The organism is Olleya sediminilitoris (assembly GCF_016785945.1).
GTDB lineage: Bacteria > Bacteroidota > Bacteroidia > Flavobacteriales > Flavobacteriaceae > Olleya > Olleya sediminilitoris.
Genome location: NZ_JAEMEF010000004.1, coordinates 188783 through 213282, shown reverse-complemented (window position 1 = coordinate 213282; position 24500 = coordinate 188783). Strand labels below are relative to the sequence as shown.

Annotated in this window: 17 protein-coding genes; 11 read left to right on the top strand and 6 right to left on the bottom strand. The window is 32.8% G+C overall.

The window, feature by feature from the left end:
- Positions 1-71: 71 nt before the first annotated feature.
- Positions 72-1463, bottom strand: a complete 1392-nt coding sequence (gene mnmE / locus JAO71_RS06700) for a tRNA uridine-5-carboxymethylaminomethyl(34) synthesis GTPase MnmE (RefSeq protein ID WP_116823066.1) — start codon at positions 1461-1463, stop codon at positions 72-74.
- Between the two features lie 65 nt (positions 1464-1528).
- On the opposite strand from mnmE, the gene JAO71_RS06695 reads away from it, so the two are divergent.
- The gene (locus JAO71_RS06695) at positions 1529-2041 is read left to right on the top strand and encodes a peroxiredoxin family protein (RefSeq protein ID WP_028606392.1); all 513 of its coding nucleotides are present in this window, start codon (positions 1529-1531) and stop codon (positions 2039-2041) included.
- On the opposite strand, the gene JAO71_RS06690 is transcribed toward JAO71_RS06695, so the two are convergent.
- Positions 2038-2673, bottom strand: coding sequence for a rhomboid family intramembrane serine protease (locus tag JAO71_RS06690; RefSeq protein ID WP_028291138.1), 636 nt, complete (start codon positions 2671-2673; stop codon positions 2038-2040). The genes JAO71_RS06695 and JAO71_RS06690 overlap by 4 nt on opposite strands.
- A 63-nt stretch (positions 2674-2736) precedes the next feature.
- On the opposite strand from JAO71_RS06690, the gene JAO71_RS06685 reads away from it, so the two are divergent.
- The gene (locus tag JAO71_RS06685; RefSeq protein ID WP_116823067.1) at positions 2737-3627 is read left to right on the top strand and encodes a lysophospholipid acyltransferase family protein; all 891 of its coding nucleotides are present in this window, start codon (positions 2737-2739) and stop codon (positions 3625-3627) included.
- A 70-nt stretch (positions 3628-3697) separates the two neighbouring features.
- Here the strand turns inward: JAO71_RS06685 and JAO71_RS06680 are convergent, their stop codons facing one another.
- From JAO71_RS06680 to JAO71_RS06670, 3 genes are read right to left on the bottom strand one after another with little or no spacing between them, the layout of a single operon-like run.
- On the bottom strand, positions 3698-5197 hold the full coding sequence (locus JAO71_RS06680) for an aminotransferase class V-fold PLP-dependent enzyme (protein ID WP_202999751.1): 1500 nt from the start codon (positions 5195-5197) through the stop codon (positions 3698-3700).
- A 25-nt stretch (positions 5198-5222) separates the two neighbouring features.
- Positions 5223-6611, bottom strand: coding sequence for a phosphoglucosamine mutase (gene glmM, locus JAO71_RS06675; RefSeq protein ID WP_116823069.1), 1389 nt, complete (start codon positions 6609-6611; stop codon positions 5223-5225).
- Positions 6611-7678: an acyltransferase family protein gene (locus tag JAO71_RS06670; RefSeq protein ID WP_116823070.1), complete on the bottom strand. Its 1068-nt coding sequence runs from the start codon at positions 7676-7678 to the stop codon at positions 6611-6613. Before JAO71_RS06670 ends, glmM begins: the two co-directional genes overlap by 1 nt.
- A gap of 41 nt (positions 7679-7719) precedes the next feature.
- On the opposite strand from JAO71_RS06670, the gene JAO71_RS06665 reads away from it, so the two are divergent.
- From JAO71_RS06665 to JAO71_RS06655, 3 genes are read left to right on the top strand one after another with little or no spacing between them, the layout of a single operon-like run.
- Positions 7720-8310, top strand: coding sequence for an acyl carrier protein phosphodiesterase (locus tag JAO71_RS06665; protein WP_116823071.1), 591 nt, complete (start codon positions 7720-7722; stop codon positions 8308-8310).
- 5 nt (positions 8311-8315) lie between these two features.
- Positions 8316-9995, top strand: a complete 1680-nt coding sequence (gene ggt / locus JAO71_RS06660) for a gamma-glutamyltransferase (RefSeq protein ID WP_116823072.1) — start codon at positions 8316-8318, stop codon at positions 9993-9995.
- A gap of 45 nt (positions 9996-10040) precedes the next feature.
- Entirely contained in the window at positions 10041-10754 is a 714-nt protein-coding gene (locus tag JAO71_RS06655) for a hypothetical protein (RefSeq protein ID WP_028291145.1), read from the top strand.
- Positions 10755-10792: 38 nt separating this feature from the next.
- Here the strand turns inward: JAO71_RS06655 and JAO71_RS06650 are convergent, their stop codons facing one another.
- Positions 10793-11317, bottom strand: coding sequence for a hypothetical protein (locus tag JAO71_RS06650; protein ID WP_116823073.1), 525 nt, complete (start codon positions 11315-11317; stop codon positions 10793-10795).
- Positions 11318-11447: 130 nt separating this feature from the next.
- On the opposite strand from JAO71_RS06650, the gene uvrA reads away from it, so the two are divergent.
- From uvrA to JAO71_RS06620, 6 genes are all read left to right on the top strand, one after another.
- Positions 11448-14279 (top strand): excinuclease ABC subunit UvrA, encoded by a 2832-nt coding sequence (uvrA, locus tag JAO71_RS06645; RefSeq protein ID WP_202999749.1) that lies wholly within the window; start codon positions 11448-11450, stop codon positions 14277-14279.
- Positions 14280-14291: 12 nt separating this feature from the next.
- Complete coding sequence (locus JAO71_RS06640; RefSeq protein WP_028291148.1) at positions 14292-14981, top strand: LOG family protein; 690 nt, start codon at positions 14292-14294, stop codon at positions 14979-14981.
- A gap of 12 nt (positions 14982-14993) precedes the next feature.
- Entirely contained in the window at positions 14994-16259 is a 1266-nt protein-coding gene (locus JAO71_RS06635; RefSeq protein WP_202999741.1) for an exonuclease/endonuclease/phosphatase family protein, read from the top strand.
- Positions 16256-19087, top strand: a complete 2832-nt coding sequence (locus JAO71_RS06630; protein ID WP_202999739.1) for a gluzincin family metallopeptidase — start codon at positions 16256-16258, stop codon at positions 19085-19087. The genes JAO71_RS06635 and JAO71_RS06630 overlap by 4 nt, the downstream gene beginning before the upstream one ends.
- Positions 19088-19242: 155 nt before the next feature.
- The gene (locus JAO71_RS06625) at positions 19243-21654 is read left to right on the top strand and encodes an alpha-ketoacid dehydrogenase subunit alpha/beta (protein ID WP_116823077.1); all 2412 of its coding nucleotides are present in this window, start codon (positions 19243-19245) and stop codon (positions 21652-21654) included.
- Positions 21655-21742: 88 nt separating this feature from the next.
- Complete coding sequence (locus JAO71_RS06620) at positions 21743-24496, top strand: T9SS type B sorting domain-containing protein (protein WP_202999737.1); 2754 nt, start codon at positions 21743-21745, stop codon at positions 24494-24496.
- The last annotated feature ends 4 nt before the right edge of the window (positions 24497-24500 follow it).

Here is a 24500-nt window from a genome sequence, read left to right as displayed (position 1 = left end):
CAACAAATAAAAGAAGATAAATTACTATAAAGTCAATAATAACAAGGGATTAACAAATAAAAGAAAGTAAGTTACTTCCCAATACAGAAGTTAGCAAAAATATTACCTAGTAAATCATCGCTTGTAATCTCTCCAGTAATTTCACCAAAATGATACAAGGCTTGTCTAATATCTATAGCCATAAGGTCTCCTGACAAGCCCATTTCTAGACCTGCTTTTACTTTTTGGATCTCTTCAAAGGCTTTTAGTAACGAGTCGTAATGTCTGGTGTTGGTAACAATCGTTTCGTTATTACGCAAAGCTCCTGTATTAACAAATCCTATAAGTTTATTTTTTAATTCCTCTACGCCTTGACCTGTTTTAGCCGATAATACATGTACACCATCAAACTGAACCTTTAAGGCGTCTACCTCTGTAGGAGTTAAAGTATCTATTTTATTAGCTATTATTACTAAGGGCTTTAACGGAAACTTGTTTTTAATCTTTTCTATTTCAATAATCAAACGTTGACTTTCGGTTTTAAACTCTTCAGCAGAAAAAAGAAGCACTACTACTTGTGCTTGCTCCATTTTCTCGAAGGTTTTTTTTATTCCTATACTTTCAACCACATCTTTAGTTTCTCTAATTCCTGCAGTATCTATAAATCTAAACCCAATCCCTTCAATGACTAACTCATCTTCAATGGTATCACGTGTGGTTCCTGCAATGTCACTAACAATAGCGCGTTCTTCGTTTAACAATGCATTTAATAGTGTAGATTTACCAACGTTAGGTTCTCCTACGATGGCTACCGGAATTCCGTTTTTAATCACATTACCTACAGCAAAACTATCTATTAATCGTTTTAAAACAAAAGTGATTTTTTCGACTAGATCCTTAAATTGTTTACGGTCTGCAAACTCGACGTCCTCTTCTGCAAAATCTAATTCTAATTCTATTAGCGAAGCAAAATTCATTAATTCAGCTCTAAGCTTAGCAATCTCGCTAGAAAAGCCACCACGCATTTGTTGCATGGCAATTTGGTGTGAAGCCTCGTTGTCACTGGAAATTAAATCGGCAACCGCTTCGGCTTGACTTAAATCTAGCTTCCCGTTTAAAAACGAACGCAAGGTAAACTCGCCTGCATTTGCCATGCGACAACCTTGTCTTAAAAATAATTGTATAATTTCTTGCTGAATATACACCGAGCCATGACAAGACACCTCTACCACATCTTCACCTGTGTAAGAATTTGGGTTTTTAAATACCGACACCAATACTTGATCAATAGTACGTTTGTCATCCATAATATAACCTAAGTGGATGGTATGCGTATTTTGATTTGTAAGGCTTTTATGTTTTGTAACGGATTTAAAACAACTATCAGCAATGGCTATAGCATCTTTTCCGGACAATCTAATAATGGCTACTGCTCCTGCTCCAGAAGCGGTGGCTAAGGCTACAATGGTGTCGTTATAAATCATATTGCAAAAATAGACATAAATAAATCAATTATTATATTTTATATTTGCTAGAAACACTTACACTCATGAAACATTATATTTTACTTGTATTGGTTGCTACTTTTACGTTGTCTTGTGTACAAGAGCAAAAAAAACCGATGGTTTATGGTACTAAAATTGGGGATTATGCGCCTACTTTTACTGCAAAAACACCAGAAGGTAAAGACCTGTCTTTAAAAGATATTAAAGGTAAGCTAGTTATTTTAGATTTTTGGGCTAGTTGGTGCGGACCATGTAGACGTGAAAATCCAAACGTGGTTAAAATGTATAACAAGTACCACAGTAAAGGTTTAGAAATAGTGGGTATCTCTTTAGACAAACAAGGTCATAAACAACGTTGGATAAATGCTATAGCACAAGATAAATTGACTTGGAAACATTTATCTAACCTACAAGGTTGGCAAGAGCCTATTGCAGCTACTTATGGTGTACGTGCCATACCTGCAACATATATTTTAGATGGTGAAGGTAAAATTATTGCTAAAAACTTACGTGGTAAAGCTTTAGAAAAAAAGGTTGCTGAGATTTTAGACCACTAAATCTTCCCTGTTTTTTGCATGACATACAGTACAACAATGGGTATGGCTAATACCAATACCATGGTTAAATCTGTTTTTAATAACCAAGGGGCTATTATTAAAGTCGTTACATAACCACCAACTGCACCTCCAAAATGTGCGTCGTGACCAATGTTACCAATTTGTTTTTTCATACCGTAAATGGAATATAACAAATATCCAATACCAAACACCCAACCTGGAATTATAAAGTTAATTTGCATCCAAGGGTCAAATAATATAGCCGAGTAAATAATACCCATTACTGCACCACTGGCTCCAACTGCACTATAATGGTAATTATCTTTATTAAAAACCAACGATAGCAAACTACCTGCTACCAAGCTGACTAGGTAAATGACAATAAATTTAGTCTCGCCTACCCTTGCAATAACTAACCATGCAAAAAAGTATAACGTTATCATGTTAAATAATAAGTGCTGCGGATTAACATGTAAAAACCCAGAACTAAACACCCTAAATTGCTCGCCTCTTTTTATCGCGCCAACGTTAAATTTATACTTTTCAAAAAACACACGATCTTCAAATCCCTTGTAAGAGATAATCACATTTGCTGCGATGATTATAATTGTTATAATATTAAAATTACCCATGGTCTAGATTAAGTTTAAGTCAAATATAACATATATTTGCAATAGCAAAATTAATAAGTATTCATGCAATTTTTAGCCTATATTTTAATTTATCCCCTTTTATGGTTAATATCAATACTTCCGTTTAGGCTATTGTATGCTTTTTCTGACGGATTGTACTTTTTAATCTACCACATTATTGGATACAGAAAAAAAACTGTTAAAGAGAATTTACATCTTGTTTTTCCTAATAAGTCTGAAGCGGAAATTGTAAGTATCCGAAAAAAATTCTACCATCATCTATGTGATATGGTGGTTGAAGCTATCAAATCTTTAACCATTAGTGAAAAACAAATGATGAAGCGCATGACGTTTCCTAATATTGAAGAAATCCATAAACATGAAAACAACAACCGAAGCATTGTACTAATGTGCGCACATTATGGAAGTTGGGAGTGGATTTTTATTTTACAAAATCATGTACGTAGCAAAGGGTATGCGGTATACAAAAGATTAGAGAACAAGTATTTTGATAAATTAGTCAAACGCATCAGAGCCAAATACAACTCGTATTTAATTACCACTAAAGATACCTTTGACACCTTACAAGAGGCTAAAAACAAAGGAGAATTAACGATTAACGGTTTTGTGTCTGACCAAAGTCCTAAACCTTGGAAAGCACACCATTGGTTAGACTTTATGGGTATACACGTCCCAGCTCATACAGGAGCCGAATTACTAGCTAAAAGACTAGACATGTCTGTGGTGTTTTTTGCTGTAAAACGAGTAAAAAGAGGGTTTTATGAAACTACGTTTAAAACCATAGCAGAACATCCAAACGATTATAAAGATTACGAGATTACTGATGCCTTTTTTAAATTGGTTGAACAACAAATTGAAGAAGCGCCTCAATATTACTTATGGACCCATAAACGTTGGAAACATCGTGATAAATCTCCTGAAGATTTTAAGTAAAACAAAAGCCCTTTATTAAATAGTATAAAGGGCTTTTTTATGTATTTAAAAGTTAAAAAGGCATTGTATTTTATAACTCAAACCAATCACTGACTCTAACATCATTTTTAGGAATAAAGCTTTTGTGTATAAACTCGTTGTTTGCTTTGTTATACTCATAGTCCTTGGCCCATTCTTCATGATTTTCAGCTAAAGCAATTAAGCTTTCGCAAACATAATCGACCTCATTACAAGTCGTTGTTGGATGAACAGATAAACGGATCCAACCTGGTTTACGGATTAAATCACCCAAAGAAATCTCGTTAACCAAATCATGAGACTGTTGTTGATCTACGTGTAATAAATAATGTCCATAAGTCCCTGCACAACTGCATCCACCACGAGTTTGGATACCAAACTTATCGTTAAGTAATTTGACTCCTAAATTAAAATGTAAATTATCTATATAAAAGGAGACGACACCTAAACGGTCTTTATGATCTCCTGCTAAAATATGCAGGTTATCAACACCATCTAAATTTGTAAATATTTGATGCAATAACTCATGCTCACGATCTAGCATGTTTTTGACACCCATTTGCTCTTTTAATTTAATGGATAAGGCTGTTTTTATGGTTTGTAAAAAACCTGGTGTACCACCATCTTCACGATCTTCAATATTATCTATATACTTATGTTCTCCCCAAGGATTAGTCCAACTGACTGTACCACCTCCAGGACAATCTGGTATCATGTTTTTGTACAACTTTTTATTAAATACTAAAACACCTGAGGTTCCGGGTCCTCCTAAAAACTTATGAGGCGAAAAGAAAACCGCATCTAAAGCTTCGTCTGGATGGTCTGGATGCATGTTTATGTCTACATAAGGTGCCGAACAGGCAAAGTCTACAAAACACACACCTCCATTTTTATGCATTAATTTTGCAATTTGATGGTAAGGCGTCTGGATACCTGTAACATTACTTCCGCCAATAACAGATGCTATTTTTAAAGGACACTCTTTATGTTTTTCTAAAAGAATTTCTAAATTTTCTAAACTAAATAAACCATCCTCACCAGCAGGAATAACTTCTACTTTTGCAATAGTCTCTAACCATGAGGTATGGTTAGAATGATGCTCCATATGAGACACAAACACTACAGGTCTTATAGCCTCTGGAATTGTGGTATATTTTTGTATGTTTTCTGGTATTTTAATTCCTAAAATACGTTGAAACTTATTAACCACACTAGTCATACCATTACCTGCAACAATCAATACATCGTCTGCATTAGCATTAACGTGACCTTTTATTATTTGTCTTGCTTTGTGATAGGCATTAGTCATGGCTGTACCTGACACAGTCGTTTCGGTATGTGTATTAGCTACAAAAGGACCAAACTGATGTAATAATTTATCTTCAATGGGTCTGTACAAACGTCCTGAAGCAGTCCAATCTGTGTACACCATTTTTTGATTTCCGTAAGGCGATTCAAACTCTTGATCTACACCAACAATATGTTGCCTAAACTGAGAGAAATAGGTTTCTAATTTAGAAGTTGCTGTTCTTTGTGTGTTTGTATGATGCATAACCCAATGATTTACAATTAATATACTAAATATTTGCGATTTGTTTGATTTCTGCAATGATTTTATCTGCTAAGCTATCTGCTTCGGTTTGGCTTTTAGCTTCGGTATAAATTCTAATAATTGGCTCGGTATTACTTTTACGTAAATGTGCCCAACTTTCAGCAAAATCTATTTTAACCCCATCAATAGTGGTTAGATTTTCGTTGCTATAGTTGTCTTCCATAGCTTTTAAAATAGCATCAACATCTAAGCTTGGTGTTAATTGTATTTTCTTTTTACTCATAAAATAGCTCGTGTACGTTTTACGTAGCGCACTAACACTTAATTGTCTTTCGGCAAGTAGGCTTAAAAATAAAGCCACACCTACTAAAGCATCACGACCATAATGAGAGTCTGGATAAATGATACCTCCATTACCTTCTCCTCCAATAACTGCGTTATTTTTTTTCATTAAAGTAACGACGTTTACCTCTCCAACTGCAGACGCTTCATAAGTTCCGCCATGTTTTTCAGTGACGTCACGTAGTGCTCTTGTCGAGCTCATGTTACTGACTGTATTTCCTGGATTTTGACTTAATACCCAGTCTGCACAAGCAACAAGTGTATATTCTTCGCCAAACATCTCTCCGTTTTCATCCATAAACGCTAAACGATCGACGTCAGGATCTACAACAATACCAAAATCGGCATTATGTTTTTTAACTTCGTTAGACAAATCTCCTAAATGCTCTTTTAAAGGCTCTGGATTATGCGGAAAATGACCTGTTGGATCGCAATACAATTTAACAGCCTCTACACCTAAACGCTCTAATAATAAAGGAATTGCAATTCCTCCAGTACTATTAACACCATCGACTACGACTTTAAAATTAGCTGCTTCAATAGCCTTTTGGTTAACGTATTCAAGCTCTAAAACTTCATCTATATGGATATCTATATAAGCATCGTTCTTGGTGATTTTTCCTAAATCATCAACCTCTGCAAAAGTCATGTTATCAGACTCAGCTATTTCTAATATTTTTTGTCCTTCGGCTCCATCTAAAAATTCACCTTTAGCATTAAGCAATTTTAGTGCGTTCCATTGTTTAGGGTTATGACTTGCAGTTAGTATAATCCCTCCATCAGCATGTTCCATTGGTACCGCAATCTCTACTGTTGGTGTTGTAGACAGGTTTAAATCTATTACATGAATACCTAAACCAACCAAAGTATTCATGACTAAGTTTTGGATCATATCTCCAGATAAACGTGCATCACGTCCAACCACCACTTTATAATCGGTTTTGTTGCGTTGTTGTTTTAACCACGTCCCGTAAGCAGAGGCAAATTTTACAGCATCAATAGGCGTCAGGTTTTCGCCTACGGTTCCTCCTATGGTTCCTCTAATTCCTGATATAGATTTTATAAGTGTCATTATCTAAATTTGTTTTTAAGTTTTAAAAAATAGCCTTCAAAATATTTATACGAAAAATGGGCTATTATTACAGTTAATGCAAAGGTCAACAAATACATTAGTATGATTATTAAAACAGCGTTAATCTTTATTGTTTTTTGCAATTCCAAAAATAAGTAAACTACAACGTATAATGCAACAACATTGTACATATATAATCCGTAAGATATCTGCCCCAAATAATTTAGAGCTTTATTTTTTATTTGTATGCCTCTGTTATTATAAGCTAAAGTGTGAACAAATAATCCAAATAAAACCATAGATACCAGGTTAAACCAAAACCCTTCAATAACATGTAAAGCGGTAGTTGTAAAATACAATACGGTTAATGTAAAAATTGTAATAGGTATTAGGGCTGTATATTTTAAAAACTCTAATTTCTTTTTATCTTCTAAAATAGCAACTATACCACCAAAAAACATAAAGAAAAACACCATATTGTACTTTTTAAAATAACTAAAAACGTCCAAATGGAATACTATAAAATAACCAATAGTTAAAACTATTAATAGCTGTAAGACTCTGTTTTTATTTACAAAAAACAACAATGGAGCTACAAGAATATAAAACTGTTCTTCAATACCTATAGACCATAATACTTCTAGAATTCCGCCAGGCATAAACAATTTAGCACTAATATTAGGCATAAAAAAAGTTGTTAATACAATACTGTCTGTTAATGCGTAATTATTATGATAAGCCATCCCTAATTTAGGTAAAACTAACCAATAGAAAATATACCCAAAAATCATGATTAAATAATACAATGGAAAAATTCTTAATACGCGTCTGGCATAAAACTTTTTTATTGAAAATGTTCCTTCTTGTTTATTATCGTAAATTATTTTGATGATTAAAAAGCCACTTAATACAAAAAACAAATAAACCGCTTCAATACCACGATTAAAAATAGGCGCATCCATAAAGTACGGAAGCCCTTGGTTTTTACACAATTGAGGCAAATGAAAAAACACTACAATACTGACAAGTACAAAACGTAAGACGTCTAAATTGGGTAATCGCTTCAAATTTTAAAAGTTTACAGACTAAATTTATATATATTTATAAGATGAATTTTCTTGCACATATATATCTTTCGGGAGATAACAAAAAAATAACCATTGGCAATTTTATTGCTGATGGTATCAGGGGTAACAAATATGATGATTTTGATGACCAAATCCAAATAGGGATACAATTACATCTTCAAATAGACACTTTCACAGATGCACATCCTACGGTAAGGAAAAGCACCAAGCGACTTCACAAAAATTACGGACATTACTCTGGTGTGATTGTAGACATATTATATGATCATTATTTAGCTAAAAACTGGTCAAAATATTCTGATATTCCGTTAGCAAATTACATTGATGATTTCTATCTCACCTTAGAGGACAACTTTGAAATTTTACCACAACGCATTCAAAAAATGATGCCTTATATGTTAGCCGATAATTGGCTACTTAGTTATGCGTCAATTGAAGGTATTGGAAAAGTTTTGGAAGGTATGAATAAACGTACTAAAAACAGATCCAAAATGAATTTAGCCATAAACGAACTAGAAGAATTTTACAACGAATTTGAAGCGGAATTTACTAGTTTTTTTGACGAATTAATCGCATTTTCAAACAAAACCTTAGCCCAATTACAATCCTGATATCTATGAAAAAACTACTAATCGCAATCCTATTTTCAAGCTTAGTATTTAGTTGTAAAAACAATAATAAACGCGGATTAATAACAAATCAGGCTATGGTGGTTTCTGCTAAAGCAGAAGCGTCTAAAATTGGAACAGCTATTTTAAAACAAGGCGGAAATGTATTTGATGCCATGATTGCTACAGACCTTGCTTTGGCTGTTTGCTATCCTTATGCAGGTAATATTGGTGGTGGTGGTTTTATGGTGTACCGCCTAGAAGACGGAAGTATTGGTGCTTTAGACTATCGTGAAAAAGCCTCTAAGCTAGCCACCAAAGACATGTATTTAGACAGTTTAGGCAATGTCATACCAGGTTTAAGCACTAAAGGCGGTTTAGCAGTTGGAGTACCTGGTACAATAGCTGGCCTATTTGAAGTACATGATAAATTTGGATCGCTTCCAATGGAAACCATTATGCAACCTGTAATAGACTTAGCTAACAAAGGCTATGTACTAACAACAAAAGACCAAGCAGTATTAGACGACAAACGCCTAGCTTTTTTAGAAGTAAACAAAACACCTATTTTATTTAGTAAAGCATGGAAGGCTAAAGACACCATAAAACAACCTAAACTTGCTAAAACACTTAAAGCGATAATGCTGAATGGACGTGATGAATTTTATAAAGGGGAAACAGCTAAAAAAATAGCAGATTTTATTCAAAAGAATGGAGGTATTATTACAATTGACGACCTAGCAAGCTATGAAGCCCAATGGAGGCAACCTGTAACTTTTGAGTATGATAACCTAAATATTATATCTATGTCTCCGCCTTCAAGTGGAGGAATTTGTTTAGGTCAAATCATGTTACAGATTGAAGATTATAATTTAGATGAATTTGGACACAACTCGCTTAAAGCCATTCAAGTTATAACTGAAGCTGAGCGTCGTGCTTACGCTGACAGAAGTTATTATCTAGGAGATCCTGATTTTGTAACCGTACCACAAGACCAATTACTTAGTGAAAGTTATATTAAAAGTAGAATGTCTAATTTTAGTTTTGATGCAGCGACCGCATCAACAACAGTATCTCATGGTAAAGTACAAATTATTGAAAGTGATGAAACTACCCACTACTCTATTGTTGATCAATTTGGAAATGCTATTGCAGTAACAACAACATTAAACTCAGGCTACGGATCTAAATTATATAGTCAAGAATTAGGGTTCTTTTTTAACAACGAAATGGATGATTTTTCTAGTAAACCTGGTGTGCCAAATGTGTATGGATTAATTGGAGCGGAAGCAAATGCCATTTTACCAGAAAAACGCATGCTAAGCTCTATGACACCAACTATTGTTGAAAAAAACGATCAACTGTATATGACTTTGGGTACGCCTGGTGGATCCACAATAATCACCTCTGTGATGCAAACCATTTTAAATGTACATGAATATGACATGACTATGCAAGACGCTGTAGATGCACCAAGATTCCATCACCAATGGTTACCAGATACTATAAGAATGGAACCTGACTCGTTTTCTCAACAATTAATTGAGCAATTAAAAGCAAAAGGATACATTATAAACGAAGAAAATGCTGATGTGATTGGTAAAGTAGATGGTATTTTAGTGTTAGACAATGGACAATTAGAAGCTGGGGCAGATAAACGTGGTGATGACACCGCTTTTGGGTTTTAAACCCATTTTTTAATACTATTTTTACAAAAAAAATCGCTTAAATTTATGAAACCAAAAAAAATATTAAAAATAGTCGCTGGAGTAATTATATTTTTCACGCTACCAAGTCTTCTGTTTTTTGGATTTTTATATTTTAAATACAACGAAGAGTTACCTGTAGGTTCACAACCTGAAAAAGCAGAAATATTAGCTCATAAAATGTTGATAGCGTTAAACTCGGCAGCATATGATGCTACAAATGTATTAGAATGGACTTTTAAAAACAGACATCATTACAAGTGGAACAAAAAAGAAAACACTTGCGAAGTGAGTTGGAAAAACTACAAAGTCATTTTAAATCTAAACAATCCAAATACAAGTGAGGTTTACATAGATAAGCTTAAAGTGGAAGACTCCAACAATGCAGACCTTATCAAAACTGCAACAGATTACTTTAATAATGATTCGTTTTGGTTGGTTGCACCATATAAAGTATTAGATAATGGTGTATCACGCAGTATTGTTAAGCACAATGGTAAAGACGCCTTATTAGTCACTTATAATCAAGGCGGAAGTACACCAGGAGATTCTTATTTATGGATTTTAGATCAAGATTATAAACCTACTACATTTAAAATGTGGGTTGACATACTACCTATTGGTGGTTTGGAAGCGTCATGGGATAGCTGGAAAACAACAAATACAGGAGCACAATTACCAACACACCATAAATTGTTGTTTTTAGGAATCGAATTGGACAATATTAAAACCAGCAAATAAACAAAACGTTATTTACTGGTGTTTTAGTTGTCTAATTTTCACTTTCCTTTTTGGCCTACAAAATGCTGTTCTTTAGACTTAAACAACACATTAAATGTGGTTAAGCTTCCGTAGATACGTGTAATATACTGTTGTAAATCTACTTTTTCTTGTGCCTCTAAATTACTAGAGTTAACCTTTTGTTCCATAACTCTAAGCCTGTCTCTGACCATGGTTATTTTCTTAAAAAAATCGTCTATTTTAATCTCTTTACTTTTTAAATTGCTATCTGCTGGTTTTAATTCTAACATTCCGCCTTTCCACTTGTCTCCAATTGGCACAATTTCCGAGACATCGCTATAGGATTTCAAAATGCTAACTAGGCTACTTTCAATATCAAAAAAACTAACCGTATCTACTTCGTTTTTAGTCGTTTCAATAATCTCAAAAGTATCATCTAAAGCAATGGTTTCTAAACCATTTTCAATAAAAGTCACCCAATAGTGTTTGCTATCTATGTTTGTGACAACGCCTTTACCATGTTCTGGGTGATTAATTCTAGACCCTATTCCTAATATTTCCATTTTTATGATGTTTAGTCCTTTCAAAAATAACAATAATTAATAAAATCCTAACAAACATCATTTTTAAAAAGAATTACAAAATGCGTATCTTTGCTATCTTGTCTATCTCTGGATAAAGCTTAAAAATGCTATGAAAAATTTTGAAGAAAACATTGAGGTTAAAGGTGCTAGAGCACATAACCTTAAAAATATTGACGTTACCATTCCGCGTGAAAAACTAGTGGTTATTACTGGTTTATCAGGTAGTGGTAAGTCGTCATTAGCATTTGACACCATTTATGCCGAAGGACAACGTCGTTATATCGAAACGTTTTCGGCTTATGCAAGACAATTTTTAGGTGGATTAGAACGTCCTGATGTAGACAAAATTGATGGTCTATCTCCTGTTATTGCTATTGAGCAAAAAACGACTAGCAAATCTCCAAGATCTACAGTTGGTACTATTACCGAAATTTATGACTTTTTGCGTCTTTTATATGCTAGAGGTAGTGATGCCTACAGCTATAATACTGGAGATAAAATGGTAAGTTATAGTGACGACCAAATCAAACAATTAATTACCGAAAGCTATAAAGGTAAGCGCATTAATATATTAGCACCTGTAATTAGATCTAGAAAAGGACATTATCGCGAGTTATTTGAGCAAATTGCCAAACAAGGCTTTGTAAAAGTACGAACCGATGGTGAAATTAAGGATTTAGTGAAAGGCATGAAACTAGATCGTTACAAGACACATGATATTGAAATTGTAATTGACAGATTAAAAATTGATGATGCTGTTGATAATGACAAACGCTTAACCGAAACCATTAACACTGCCATGTATCATGGTGATGATGTGTTAATGATTATTGATCAAGACACACAAGAGGCACGCTATTTTAGTCGTAATTTGATGTGTCCAAGTTCTGGTATTTCTTACCCAAATCCAGAACCTAATAATTTTTCATTTAACTCGCCAAAAGGAGCTTGTGATAATTGTAATGGTATCGGAACATTATACCAAGTTAACGAAAATAAAATTATACCTGACGACACTTTATCTATTAAAGCAGGTGCATTAGCACCTCATGGTCCAGAAAAAAAGAGTTGGATTTTTAAACAGTTTGAAACAATTGCCGAACGTTACAATTTTAAATTAAGTGATCCTTATAAATCCATACCAAAAGAAGCCAAGCAAATCATTATGTTTGGTGGTAATGAAAAATTCTCTGTTGAAAGTAAAACCTTAGGTATTACTAGAGATTATAAAATAGATTTTGAAGGGGTTGCCAATTTTATTGAAAGCCAATATAAAAATGCAGAGTCAACGTCTTTAAAACGTTGGGCTAAAGATTACATGGACAAAGTGACTTGTCCTGTTTGTGAAGGTGCAAGACTTAAAAAAGAATCGTTATACTTTAAAGTTAACGGTAAAAATATAGCCGAATTAGCCAATCAAGACATTAGTGATTTAGCGATTTGGTTTAAACAATTACCAGAATTTTTATCCAAGAAGCAAATTAAAATTGCTGAAGAAATTATAAAGGAAATCAATGCCAGACTTCAGTTTTTATTAGATGTTGGGTTGGATTATTTATCCTTAAACCGAAGCTCAAAATCTTTATCTGGTGGAGAAGCTCAACGTATTAGATTAGCCACTCAAATTGGGTCTCAGTTGGTTGGTGTTTTATACATCCTTGACGAACCTAGTATTGGTTTACACCAACGTGATAACGAAAAACTAATAAACAGCTTAGTGTCTTTACGTGACATTGGTAACTCTGTTATTGTGGTAGAGCACGATAAAGACATGATAGAACGTGCAGATCACGTAATAGACATAGGTCCAAGAGCAGGAAAACATGGTGGAGAAATTATAAGTCAAGGAACACCAAAACAATTATTAAAAGAAAAAACATTAACCGCACAGTACCTAAACGGAAAACAAGAAATTGAAATCCCTGAAAAACGTCGTGAAGGTAATGGTCATGTTTTAGAGCTTAAAGGCTGTACTGGTAATAACTTAAAAAATGTATCGGTTAAATTTCCATTAGGAAAGATGATAGGAGTTACTGGTGTTTCTGGTAGTGGTAAATCTACGCTAATTAACGAAACCTTATACCCTATTTTAAATGCGCATTACTTTAATGGTGTTAAAAAACCAATGCCTTACAAAAGCATTAAAGGTTTAGAGCACATAGATAAAGTTATTGATATTAATCAATCACCAATTGGTCGTACACCAAGAAGTAATCCTGCCACTTATACCAAAACTTTTGACGAAATCCGTAGTCTTTTTGCTAAAATACCAGAAGCCATGATACGTGGTTATAAACCAGGTCGTTTTAGTTTTAATGTTGCTGGTGGACGTTGTGAAACCTGTAAAGGTGGAGGTTTACGTGTTATTGAAATGAATTTTTTACCTGATGTATACGTCGAGTGTGAAACTTGTCAAGGAAAACGTTTTAATCGCGAAACACTTGAAATTAGATATAAAGGAAAAAGTATTAGTGATGTTTTAGATATGACTATAAACGAAGGGGTTGACTTTTTTGAAAACATCCCTAAAATCCATAAAAAACTTAAAACTATTAAAGATGTTGGCTTAGGATACATTACCTTAGGACAACAAAGCACAACACTGTCTGGTGGTGAAGCACAGCGTATTAAATTGGCTACCGAGTTAAGCAAACGCGATACTGGGAATACTTTTTATATTTTAGACGAACCTACTACAGGACTTCATTTTGAAGATATTAGAGTATTGATGATTGTGCTTAATAAATTAGCAGATAAAGGGAATACCGTATTAATTATCGAACATAATTTAGACGTTATCAAAACCGTAGATCATATTATTGATATTGGTTATGAAGGCGGAAAAGGTGGTGGTCAAGTCATTGTAGAAGGGACGCCAGAAAAAGTTGCAAAACATAAAAAAAGCTACACAGCTAAATTTTTAAAAAAAGAATTAAAATAATATTAAAAGTAAATGAGAAAAGAACAACATCCAAAAGGTTGGAACGAGAAAAAAACAAACGATTCTTGGGCGATTTTTAAAATCATGGGAGAATTTGTTAACGGATTTGAAAAAATGAGTGCCATAGGACCATCTGTGTCTATTTTTGGTTCTGCACGTACAAAACCAGATCATAAATACTATAAACTAGCCGAAAATGTAGCCTCTAAAATTGTAGATGCTGGCTATGGTGTTATTACAGGTGGTGGACCTGGTATTATGGAAGCAGGTAATAAAGGCGCACATTTAGCAGGAGGTACTTCGGTTGGATTAAATATCGAATTACCGTTTGAACAGCATGATAATCCATATATTGATTCTGATAAAAGCTTAGATTTTGACTACTTTTTTGTTAGAAAAGTAATGTTTGTAAAATACAGTCAAGGTTTTGTAGTAATGCCAGGTGGTTTTGGGACATTGGACGAATTATTTGAAGCCATAACCTTAATACAAACTAATAAAATAGAGAAATTTCCAATTATATTAGTTGGAACCGATTTTTGGTCAGGATTAATGGATTGGGTAAAATCTACTTTACTAGACAAGTTTGCTAATATTAGCGAAGGTGATTTAGATTTAATACATTTAGTGGATACAGCTGAAGAGGTTGTAGATATTTTAGACAGTTTTTACAAAGATTATGGATTAAGCCCTAATTTCTAAACAGACAAAACAATGAAAAAGTCTCTTTTTTTCATTATCACATTACTAAGTTTTACTGGTGTCTTCGGGCAAGACACCTTTAAAACTATGTTTTATAATCTATTAAACTTCCCACTTCAACAACCCTCTACTACAAGATTATCAGAACTAGAAATTATTTTATCAGACTATCAACCTGATATATTTATGGTTTGCGAACTTAATAATGAGTCTGGCGCAAATTCTATTTTAAACATGATGCAACAAAGCATTAATCCAGACTACCAAATGGCTAATTTTGTTTTAAATACAAGCGATGACACAATTAGCGACCAAAACGACTTACAAAATCTAATCTATTTTGACAGCTCAAAATTCACTTTAGATAACCAAACTGTAATCACTACCATTTACAGAGATTTTAACCATTACACCTTAACATTAAATACTGTAAACCAAAACACAAACCCAATTACTCTTAATGTAATAGTTTGTCATTTAAAAGCTTCTAGCGGTACAGACAACCAGCTACTACGCTTGCAAATGGCTCAAGACTTAACTACCTATTTAGATGGCTTTTCTGATGATGATTATTTTATACTAGCTGGAGATTTTAATGTGTATACCAATTCAGAACCTGCTTTTCAAGAATTTATTAATCCTGCCAACACGATTACTTTTACAGATCCTGCAAACCGTATGGGAAGCTGGCATAATAATAGTAATTATGTAGATGTATTTACTCAATCTACAAGAACAGCAACGGGTTTAGGCGGAACAACTGGAGGATTTGATGATAGGTTTGATTTTATAATGACAAGTACCTCACTAAGTAACAACACAGGTTTACAGGTACAACCCAATAACTATAAGGTTTTTGGTAATAACAATAATTCAAATTGTTGGAATAACGCTATTAATAGCGATGATTGTTCTGGGACATTATTTTCTAATACTATTAGAGAGTCACTTCATAATTTTAGTGATCACCTTCCTGTAACCTTAAACTTTGAAACCAACCAGAATTTTTTAAATCTAACCAAGTTTACTGAAAATCCTGTCGTTTTTGAAATTATTGGCTCCAACCTTATTGCTAATACATTAGCTTTAAAAATAAATAACACACAAATTAAAAAACACAAGATTCAGATTTACAACAGTTTAGGTCTATTAATAAAAACTATTGTGTCTTCTAACAAAACTATTTTGACAGATATTTCGTATTTATCACAAGGAATATATTATATTTCATTAGATAATATTGCTGTTAAACCCATAAAGTTTGTAAAAATACATTGAAGCTAAATCATTATTTATTAATTTGTTTTTTACTTTTAAGTCTTTCGGCTTTAAGCCAAAATAGCATGACTATTGATGCTAATTTTGATACCACAAAACATAGTATTAAAATTACTCAAAACATAAAATACCAAAACACTACAAATCAAACATTAGACACCATTTATCTTAATGATTGGAGCCATAGTTACTCTTCTAAAACGACTCCTTTAGCAGATCGGTTTGCAGATGAATTTAAAACCACATTCCATTTTGCTAATAATGAAGACAGAGGTTTTACTGCTATAACAGCTATAAAACAAGAAGGTCAAGAGGTTTATCATCAAAGATTAAAGCAGCATCCAGATGTTATAAAAGTTGCGTTAAAAAATCCTTTAGCACCAAATGAAACCTATGATTTATCATTAAATTACATTGTTCAAGTCCCAAATAATAAATTTACGCGTTATGGTCTTACAGGTGATGGACAATACAACTTACGCTTTTGGTACATAACTCCTGCTGTATTTGACGGAACTTGGCATTATTACAGTAACAAAGACTTGGATGACCTTTATGTAAACCCTTCTGATATTACACTAAAAGTTAATTACCCAAATAACTTTAAACCAATAACAGAATTAGATTTAGTTGAAAACACTACTATTGAAAATAGAACTACATCTATTTTTAGCGGAAAGGACAGAACAAACACAAAATTCTCGTTAGTAACAACAAACGATTTTAATACAGTTGAAACTGATTTTTTTAGTATTGAATCTAATTTAGACACCGAAGATTTACCAGTTACTGATGTTGCCATTTTATCTGACAAAGTCGCACAATTTATAACCAAAAACCTAGGTCAATATCCTCACAAAAAACTATTACTAACTTGGATTGACTATAAAAAAGATCCTATCTATGGTTTAAATTTATTACCAGATTTTATTAGACCATTTGAAGATAGTTTTCAATATGAACTTAAAATACTTAAAACAGCTTTAAAAGTATATCTAGAAAACACTTTTTTAATAAACCCAAGAGAAGAACAATGGTTGTTGGATGGTATTCAGGTGTATTACTTAATTAAATATGTAGAAGACTATTATCCAAATCAAAAAATTCTAGGAAAACTAGCCAAAGTTTGGGGTGTCAGAGCGTTTCATGCGTCAGACTTAAATTTTAACGACCAATATTCGTTTTTATACATGCACATGGCACGTACAAATATTGACCAGCCTATTGGTATGGCTAAAGATTCGTTGTTAAAATTCAACAAAAATATTTCTAATAAATATAAAGCTGCTGTTGGTTTAAAATATTTGGATGACTATGTTGGAGATTCTATCGTAGACCAAACCATAAGTGAGTTTGTTAAACAAACTAAGCTTAAACGCACGACACCTAAGGATTTTGAAACTTTAATAACTTCAAAAACCGATAAGAATATTGAATGGTTTTTTAATGATTATGTAAAGACTAGTAAGAAAATAGATTTCAAAATAAAAAAGGTCAAGAAAACTGAAGATTCTATTACCATTACTTTAAAAAACATACGTAATAATGCAATGCCAATTTCTTTATTCACTTTAAAAAATGACAGCATAACCTCTAAACAATGGATTGAAGGTTTTGATGGAACAAAAAAAATAACAATTGCAAATAATGATGTTGACCAGTTAGCACTTAATTATGATTATACCATTCCGGAATTTAACCAACGTAACAACTATAAAAAACTAAATGGCTTTTTCTTAACCAATAAACCGCTTCAATTTAGATTATTTAAAGATATTGAAGACCCTAATTTCAGTCAAGTCTTTTTTATGCCAGAATTTGAGTATAACTTTTATGATGGTTTATCACCTGGATTAAAATTATACAACAAAACGTTATTAAGTAAGCGCTTTTTATATAAAATTAGTCCCAAATTTGGATTTAAAAGTAAGCAAATAGTCGGTAGTGCTTCCTTGATATATAATGCACGTCCTGAAGATTCTGATAACTATCGCACACGCTACGGTTTATCTGGTAACTATTATAATTATGCTCCAAATTTAAGTTACACCTCTTTTACACCTTTTATAGATTTTAATTTTAGAGACCATAAAAATCTGAGAGATAATAAGCGTGAATTTTTATCTTTTAGATACATCAATATAAATAGAGAGGTTGATCCAACGGGAGAATTTGAAACTAATGGAGAACCAAAATATTCAGTGTTTAACACCAAATTTGGTATTGTAGATAACAATTTAAAAGATTATGCGTCATTATTTACGGACTTACAATTAGCTAAAAACTTTGGTAAGTTATCTGCAACATTAGAATTTAGACATTTAAACGAGCGTAATAAACAATTTAATTTAAGACTATTTTCTGGTGTATTTTTATATAATGACACCTATCAAGATTCCGACTTTTTTAGCTTTGCTTTAGACAGACCTACAGACTATTTATTTGATTATAATTATTTAGGTCGAAGTGAACAAACAGGAATACTGAGTCAACAAATTATAATTGCCGAAGGTGGATTTAAATCTAAATTAAGACAACCTTTTGCAAACCAATGGATGACAACTGCTAATACCAGTACAACCCTTTGGAGGTACATCATGTTGTATGGTGATGCAGGAATTATAAAAAGCCATAATTTTAAACCTAAGTTTGTTTACGATTCTGGTATTAGATTAAATTTAGTGGAAGATTATTTTGAGCTATACTTCCCTATATATTCTAATTTAGGTTGGGAGATTGGACAACCTAATTACGATGAAAAGATTAGGTTTATAGTCACACTGTCACCTAAAACACTTTTAGGGCTATTTACACGTCGTTGGTATTAATAAATTCTTAACAGAATTAAATATAACCCTGTTTTTTTACAGATTATTAGCTTAATCAAGCTGTTTTTTAAATAATTCTTATTTTTTTAAGCATTTTTGATATTGCAAAACCCACAAATATTCAGTAAATTTGTTATCAAATAACACCCTTATATATGCAAACAGAAGCTAACACTAATAAAGACCTATCTTTTGACGATTTTAAAACCGAAGTACTTAACGACTATAAAGTTGCTGTAACCAGTAGAGAATGTAGTTTACTTGGACGTCGAGAGGTCTTAACAGGAAAAGCTAAATTTGGTATTTTTGGAGACGGCAAAGAAGTGCCACAACTTGCTATGGCTAAAGCCTTTAAAAACGGAGACTTTAGATCTGGTTACTATCGTGACCAAACATTTATGATGGCTATTGGACAATTAACAATCCAACAATTTTTTGCTGGTTTATATGCCAATACAGATTTAAGTCAAGAGCCTATGTCTGCAGGTCGCCAAATGGGAGGACACTTTGCTACACATAGTTTAGACGCTAATGGTAACTGGAATGATTTAACACAACAAAAAAACTCAAGCTCTGACATCTCTCCTACTGCTGGACAAATGCCAAGGTTATTGGGATTAGCTCAAGCTTCAAAAATTTACAGAAATGTAAAAGGTATTGATACAACAAATTTTTCTGTTGAAGGAAATGAAGTCGCTTGGGGAACCATAGGTAATGCCAGTACTAGTGAAGGTCTGTTTTTTGAAACCATCAATGCAGCAGGTGTTTTACAAGTACCAATGGTAATAAGTGTTTGGGATGATGAATACGGAATTTCAGTACACGCTAGACACCAAACTACTAAAGAAAATATTTCTGAAATCTTAAAAGGATTTCAACGTGATAAAGATGCTAATGGTTATGAGATACTTCGTGTTAAAGGTTGGGATTATGCAAACTTAATTGCAACTTATGAAGAAGCTTCAAAAATAGCTAGAGAAGAGCACGTACCTGTTTTAATTCATGTTAACGAGTTAACACAACCTCAAGGTCACTCGACTTCAGGATCACACGAACGTTATAAAGATAAAGCGCGTTTAAATTGGGAAGCTGAAAATGATTGTAATGTAAAAATGAGAACTTGGTTAATAGACAATAACATTGCTACTGACGAAGAGTTACAAACCATAGAAAAAAACATAAAAAAACAAGTTAGAGATGCAAAAAAAGCTGCTTGGTCTAATTATTTAGAACCAGCTTTAGCTGAAAAAAATGAAATTGTTTCGCTTTTACAAACCGTTGCAAATTCAAGTCCTAACAAAGTTTTTATTGAAAAAATAGTAAACGAATTAGAAGACTCTAAAGAACCTAACAGAAAAGACGCTGTACAAGCAGCAAGAAAAGCATTACGTTATGTTATTTCTGAAAACACTTCAGAAAAACAACAATTATTAGATTGGATTGATGCCTTTTTTGAAAAAGTACAACCTTTATATAGTTCGGATTTATATAACGATTCTGAAAGCGCAGCTATACATGTAAAAGAAGTTAAACCAACCTACACTGATGATAATGAAACTGTAGATGGACGTGTGGTTTTAAGAGAAAACTTTGATTATATATTCAACAACTATCCTGAAACTTTAGTATTTGGTGAAGATGCAGGAAACATTGGAGATGTAAACCAAGGTTTAGAAGGTTTACAAGAAAAATACGGAGAACTTCGTGTTGCTGATGCAGGTATTAGAGAAGCTACTATTTTAGGACAAGGAATTGGTATGGCAATGCGTGGTTTACGTCCAATTGCTGAAATCCAGTATTTAGACTACATCATGTATGCTTTACAAATTATTAGTGATGACTTGGCAACGCTAAGATATCGTACAAAAGGACGTCAAAAAGCACCTTTAATTATTCGTACTCGTGGTCATAGACTAGAAGGTATATGGCACTCTGGTTCACAAATGGGAGGCGTATTAAATTTAGTAAGAGGTATTCACGTTTTAGTACCAAGAGACATGACCAAAGCTGCTGGTTTTTATAACACTTTATTACAAAGTGACGAGCCTGCTTTAGTCGTAGAATGTTTAAATGGTTACCGTTTAAAAGAGCAATTACCATCTAATATTGGTGAATTTAAAACACCTATTGGAGTTGTTGAAACTGTAAAAGAAGGAGAAGATATTACTTTAGTATCATACGGTTCAACGTTAAGAATTGTTCAGCAAGCTGCTAAAGAATTAGCGGAAGTTGGTATTAATGCCGAAATTATTGATGTACAATCATTATTACCATTTGATTTAAATCATGATATTGTCAAAAGCGTACAAAAAACTAACCGATTAATGGTTATTGATGAAGATGTACCAGGTGGAGCTTCGGCTTATATTTTAGATCAAATTTTAAACAAGCAAGAGGCTTTTAAGTTTTTAGATAGTCAGCCAAAAACATTAGCAGCAAAACCACACAGACCAGCATACGGTACCGATGGAGACTATTTCTCTAAACCATCTGTTGAGGACGTATTTGAGGCTATTTACGACGTCATGCATGAGGCTAGTCCTAGTACTTATCCTAAATTAAGATAATCACATAAGTTAATTTAAAATAATATTAAGCTCATCTAAATAATTAGATGGGCTTTTTTTATATCTTTAGGTTTAACTTTTTAATTACATGAAACGCTATTCATCAATTTCAAAAGGACTTCTAGTAATATTACTAATTTATAATTGTAGCTTATTTGCCCAAAGTGAGTCTGCCAACTGGTATTTTGGAAATTTTGCAGGTGTTAGTTTTAATTCAGGTCAACCTGTTGCATTAACAGATGGAGCACTAATTACAAAGGAAGGTTGTGCGACAATATCTAACGCTAACGGAGAATTACTGTTTTACACTGATGGAAAAACCGTTTGGAACAGAAACCATGATATCATGCCTAATGGTACAGATTTAAAAGGAGATAGTTCTAGTACCGAATCTGCAATCATAATACCCAAACCTGGATCTAACGATTCTTATTATATTTTCACAACAGATAAACCTAACTATTTTTTATCACCTAATGATCCTATTGAAGGGCTTAATTATTCTGAAGTCAATATGCAATTAGATAATGGCTTAGGGGATCTTATTGTTGAAAACAAGAATATTCATTTAGTTACATACAATAGTAATGACGCTGTACAAAATGAATATAAAAACTCAGAAAAACTAACTGCTGTAACCCATAGTAATGGTATAGACATTTGGGTAATTACTCAATTTATAAATAAATTTCACGCTTTTAAAGTTACATCATCTGGTGTTATTGAAACACCTGAAACATCAACGGTTCCTCAAAATATTTTTCCAAGGTTCAATAACGATGGCGCTAATATTACTGCAATAGGTTACCTTAAAGTATCTCCTGATGGTAAACAAATCGCTATAGCGCATAGCTCTACGACATCTGGGTCTGTTGATGAAGGTACTAAATCTTCTGGAAAAGTATTATTGTATGATTTTGATAATACTACTGGATTGGTTAGTAATGAAAAAACCATATTAGAAGATACCTATCCTTATGGTGTCGAATTTTCTCCAGACTCTAAACTCCTATACGTTACCACATCAAACTTTGATAGTGAAGATACATTTATTAATAGTAGTCTTTTTCAATTTAACACTGAAGCTAATAACATAATGGGCTCTAAAACCAATATCAACACCTCATCTAATGTTGCAGGTGCTTTACAATTAGCTATTGATGGAAAAATTTATCGTGCTGGATATGTATTATTAGGTTCTAAAGCTTATCTATCTGTAATTAATAATCCAAATCAATTAAGTTCTAGTTGTAACTACACACATAATACATTTTATCTAGAAGGTAGAGATACAGAAATAGGTTTGCCTCCTTTTATTCAATCTATATTCAAATACTCCTTTAATTACGAAAATATTTGCTTAAATGATAACACATATTTTTATATAACTTCTGAAGATCCCTATGATAGTGTTTTATGGGATTTTGGTGATGGAACAACTTCAACAGATGTAGAAGCCTATCATACCTATGCAAATGCAGGAAATTATACTGTTACTCTAAACATGTCTATCAACGGTGTTGATTATCAACCATTATATAAACAAGTTAAAATTGTATCACCTCCAGAAGTCATTCAAACTACCTATGACCTTATAGAATGTGATTCTTGGGATGACAATCCATCAGATGGTATCACTGTATTTAATTTAAGTAATGCCAATGACTACCTAGTCATAGATCCAACACAAAACTTCAGTGTTTATTATTATCACACATTAGAATTAGCACAAAATGACATCGATAATACTAATTCAATTAATCCGGATTATTATTTAAATCAATATAATGATGAAATTATTGTAGCAAAAATAACAAGTCCAAATACGTCTTGCTTCAATATTGCTTATGTAAAATTAAAAACAACACAAGCTATAAATTTAGGTGAATATCAATTAAATGCCTGTGATTTAAATTATACAGGTCATGCCGATTTTAATTTAGAAACTATCCGACAACAAATTATAAATAGTTTAACGTTAACAGGTCAAGTTTCTGTAAATTTTTATTTATCGGAAGCTGAAGCTGCTATTGGGAGCAACAGTTTGACAACTTTATACAACTCCGATAACAGAACCATATATATAGCAATTGAAAATGACAATGTCTGTTTTGGATATGGACAATTAGACTTGATGGTTAATCAGTTTCCCTATATTGAAAATCAGTATTACCAAATTTGTCAAAACGAATTTCCGATTACAATTAATTCAGGTTTAAACTCAATTCAAATACAGAATTACAATTATTCATGGGAGAATGGAATGAATACTGAATCCATTCAAGTTAGTAACCCAGGAACCTATAATTTAACTATTACAGATCCAAATTTACATTGTGATAAGACCATACAAATTGAAGTACTGCAAACACCATCACCACAAATTCAATCCGTTACGGTAGATAATTACTCCGCTACTATTGTATTAAGCAATTCTCATGAAAATTTTGAATTTGCTTTAGACAATAACAATTATCAATCATCAAATATTTTTACCAATTTATCTCCAGGTAATCACACTGTCTACGTAAGAGATATCAACCTTTGCGAGATAACATCTCAAACCATAAAAGTTATTGGTTTTCCTAAATATTTCACTCCAAATAACGATAACCATCATGAATTTTGGAATATTATTGGTATTAATGAGGATGAATACCCTAACTTAAATCTATATATTTACGACAGGTATGGCAAGAAAATTGCTAATTTCAATCCAACGGAATCAAATGGGTGGGATGGAACGTACAATAACAAAACCATGCCTCAAAATGATTATTGGTACAAATTACAGTTACCAGATGGCACTATTTACAGTGGTCATTTTACATTAAGACTTTAATAAT

Coding starts and splice junctions, on each gene's coding strand:
- mnmE (WP_116823066.1), bottom strand. CDS start 1,463: ATGATTTATAACGACACCATTGTAGCCTTAGCCACCGCTTCTGGAGCA.
- JAO71_RS06695 (WP_028606392.1), top strand. CDS start 1,529: ATGAAACATTATATTTTACTTGTATTGGTTGCTACTTTTACGTTGTCT.
- JAO71_RS06690 (WP_028291138.1), bottom strand. CDS start 2,673: ATGGGTAATTTTAATATTATAACAATTATAATCATCGCAGCAAATGTG.
- JAO71_RS06685 (WP_116823067.1), top strand. CDS start 2,737: ATGCAATTTTTAGCCTATATTTTAATTTATCCCCTTTTATGGTTAATA.
- JAO71_RS06680 (WP_202999751.1), bottom strand. CDS start 5,197: ATGCATCATACAAACACACAAAGAACAGCAACTTCTAAATTAGAAACC.
- glmM (WP_116823069.1), bottom strand. CDS start 6,611: ATGACACTTATAAAATCTATATCAGGAATTAGAGGAACCATAGGAGGA.
- JAO71_RS06665 (WP_116823071.1), top strand. CDS start 7,720: ATGAATTTTCTTGCACATATATATCTTTCGGGAGATAACAAAAAAATA.
- ggt (WP_116823072.1), top strand. CDS start 8,316: ATGAAAAAACTACTAATCGCAATCCTATTTTCAAGCTTAGTATTTAGT.
- JAO71_RS06655 (WP_028291145.1), top strand. CDS start 10,041: ATGAAACCAAAAAAAATATTAAAAATAGTCGCTGGAGTAATTATATTT.
- JAO71_RS06650 (WP_116823073.1), bottom strand. CDS start 11,317: ATGGAAATATTAGGAATAGGGTCTAGAATTAATCACCCAGAACATGGT.
- uvrA (WP_202999749.1), top strand. CDS start 11,448: ATGAAAAATTTTGAAGAAAACATTGAGGTTAAAGGTGCTAGAGCACAT.
- JAO71_RS06640 (WP_028291148.1), top strand. CDS start 14,292: ATGAGAAAAGAACAACATCCAAAAGGTTGGAACGAGAAAAAAACAAAC.
- JAO71_RS06635 (WP_202999741.1), top strand. CDS start 14,994: ATGAAAAAGTCTCTTTTTTTCATTATCACATTACTAAGTTTTACTGGT.
- JAO71_RS06625 (WP_116823077.1), top strand. CDS start 19,243: ATGCAAACAGAAGCTAACACTAATAAAGACCTATCTTTTGACGATTTT.
- JAO71_RS06620 (WP_202999737.1), top strand. CDS start 21,743: ATGAAACGCTATTCATCAATTTCAAAAGGACTTCTAGTAATATTACTA.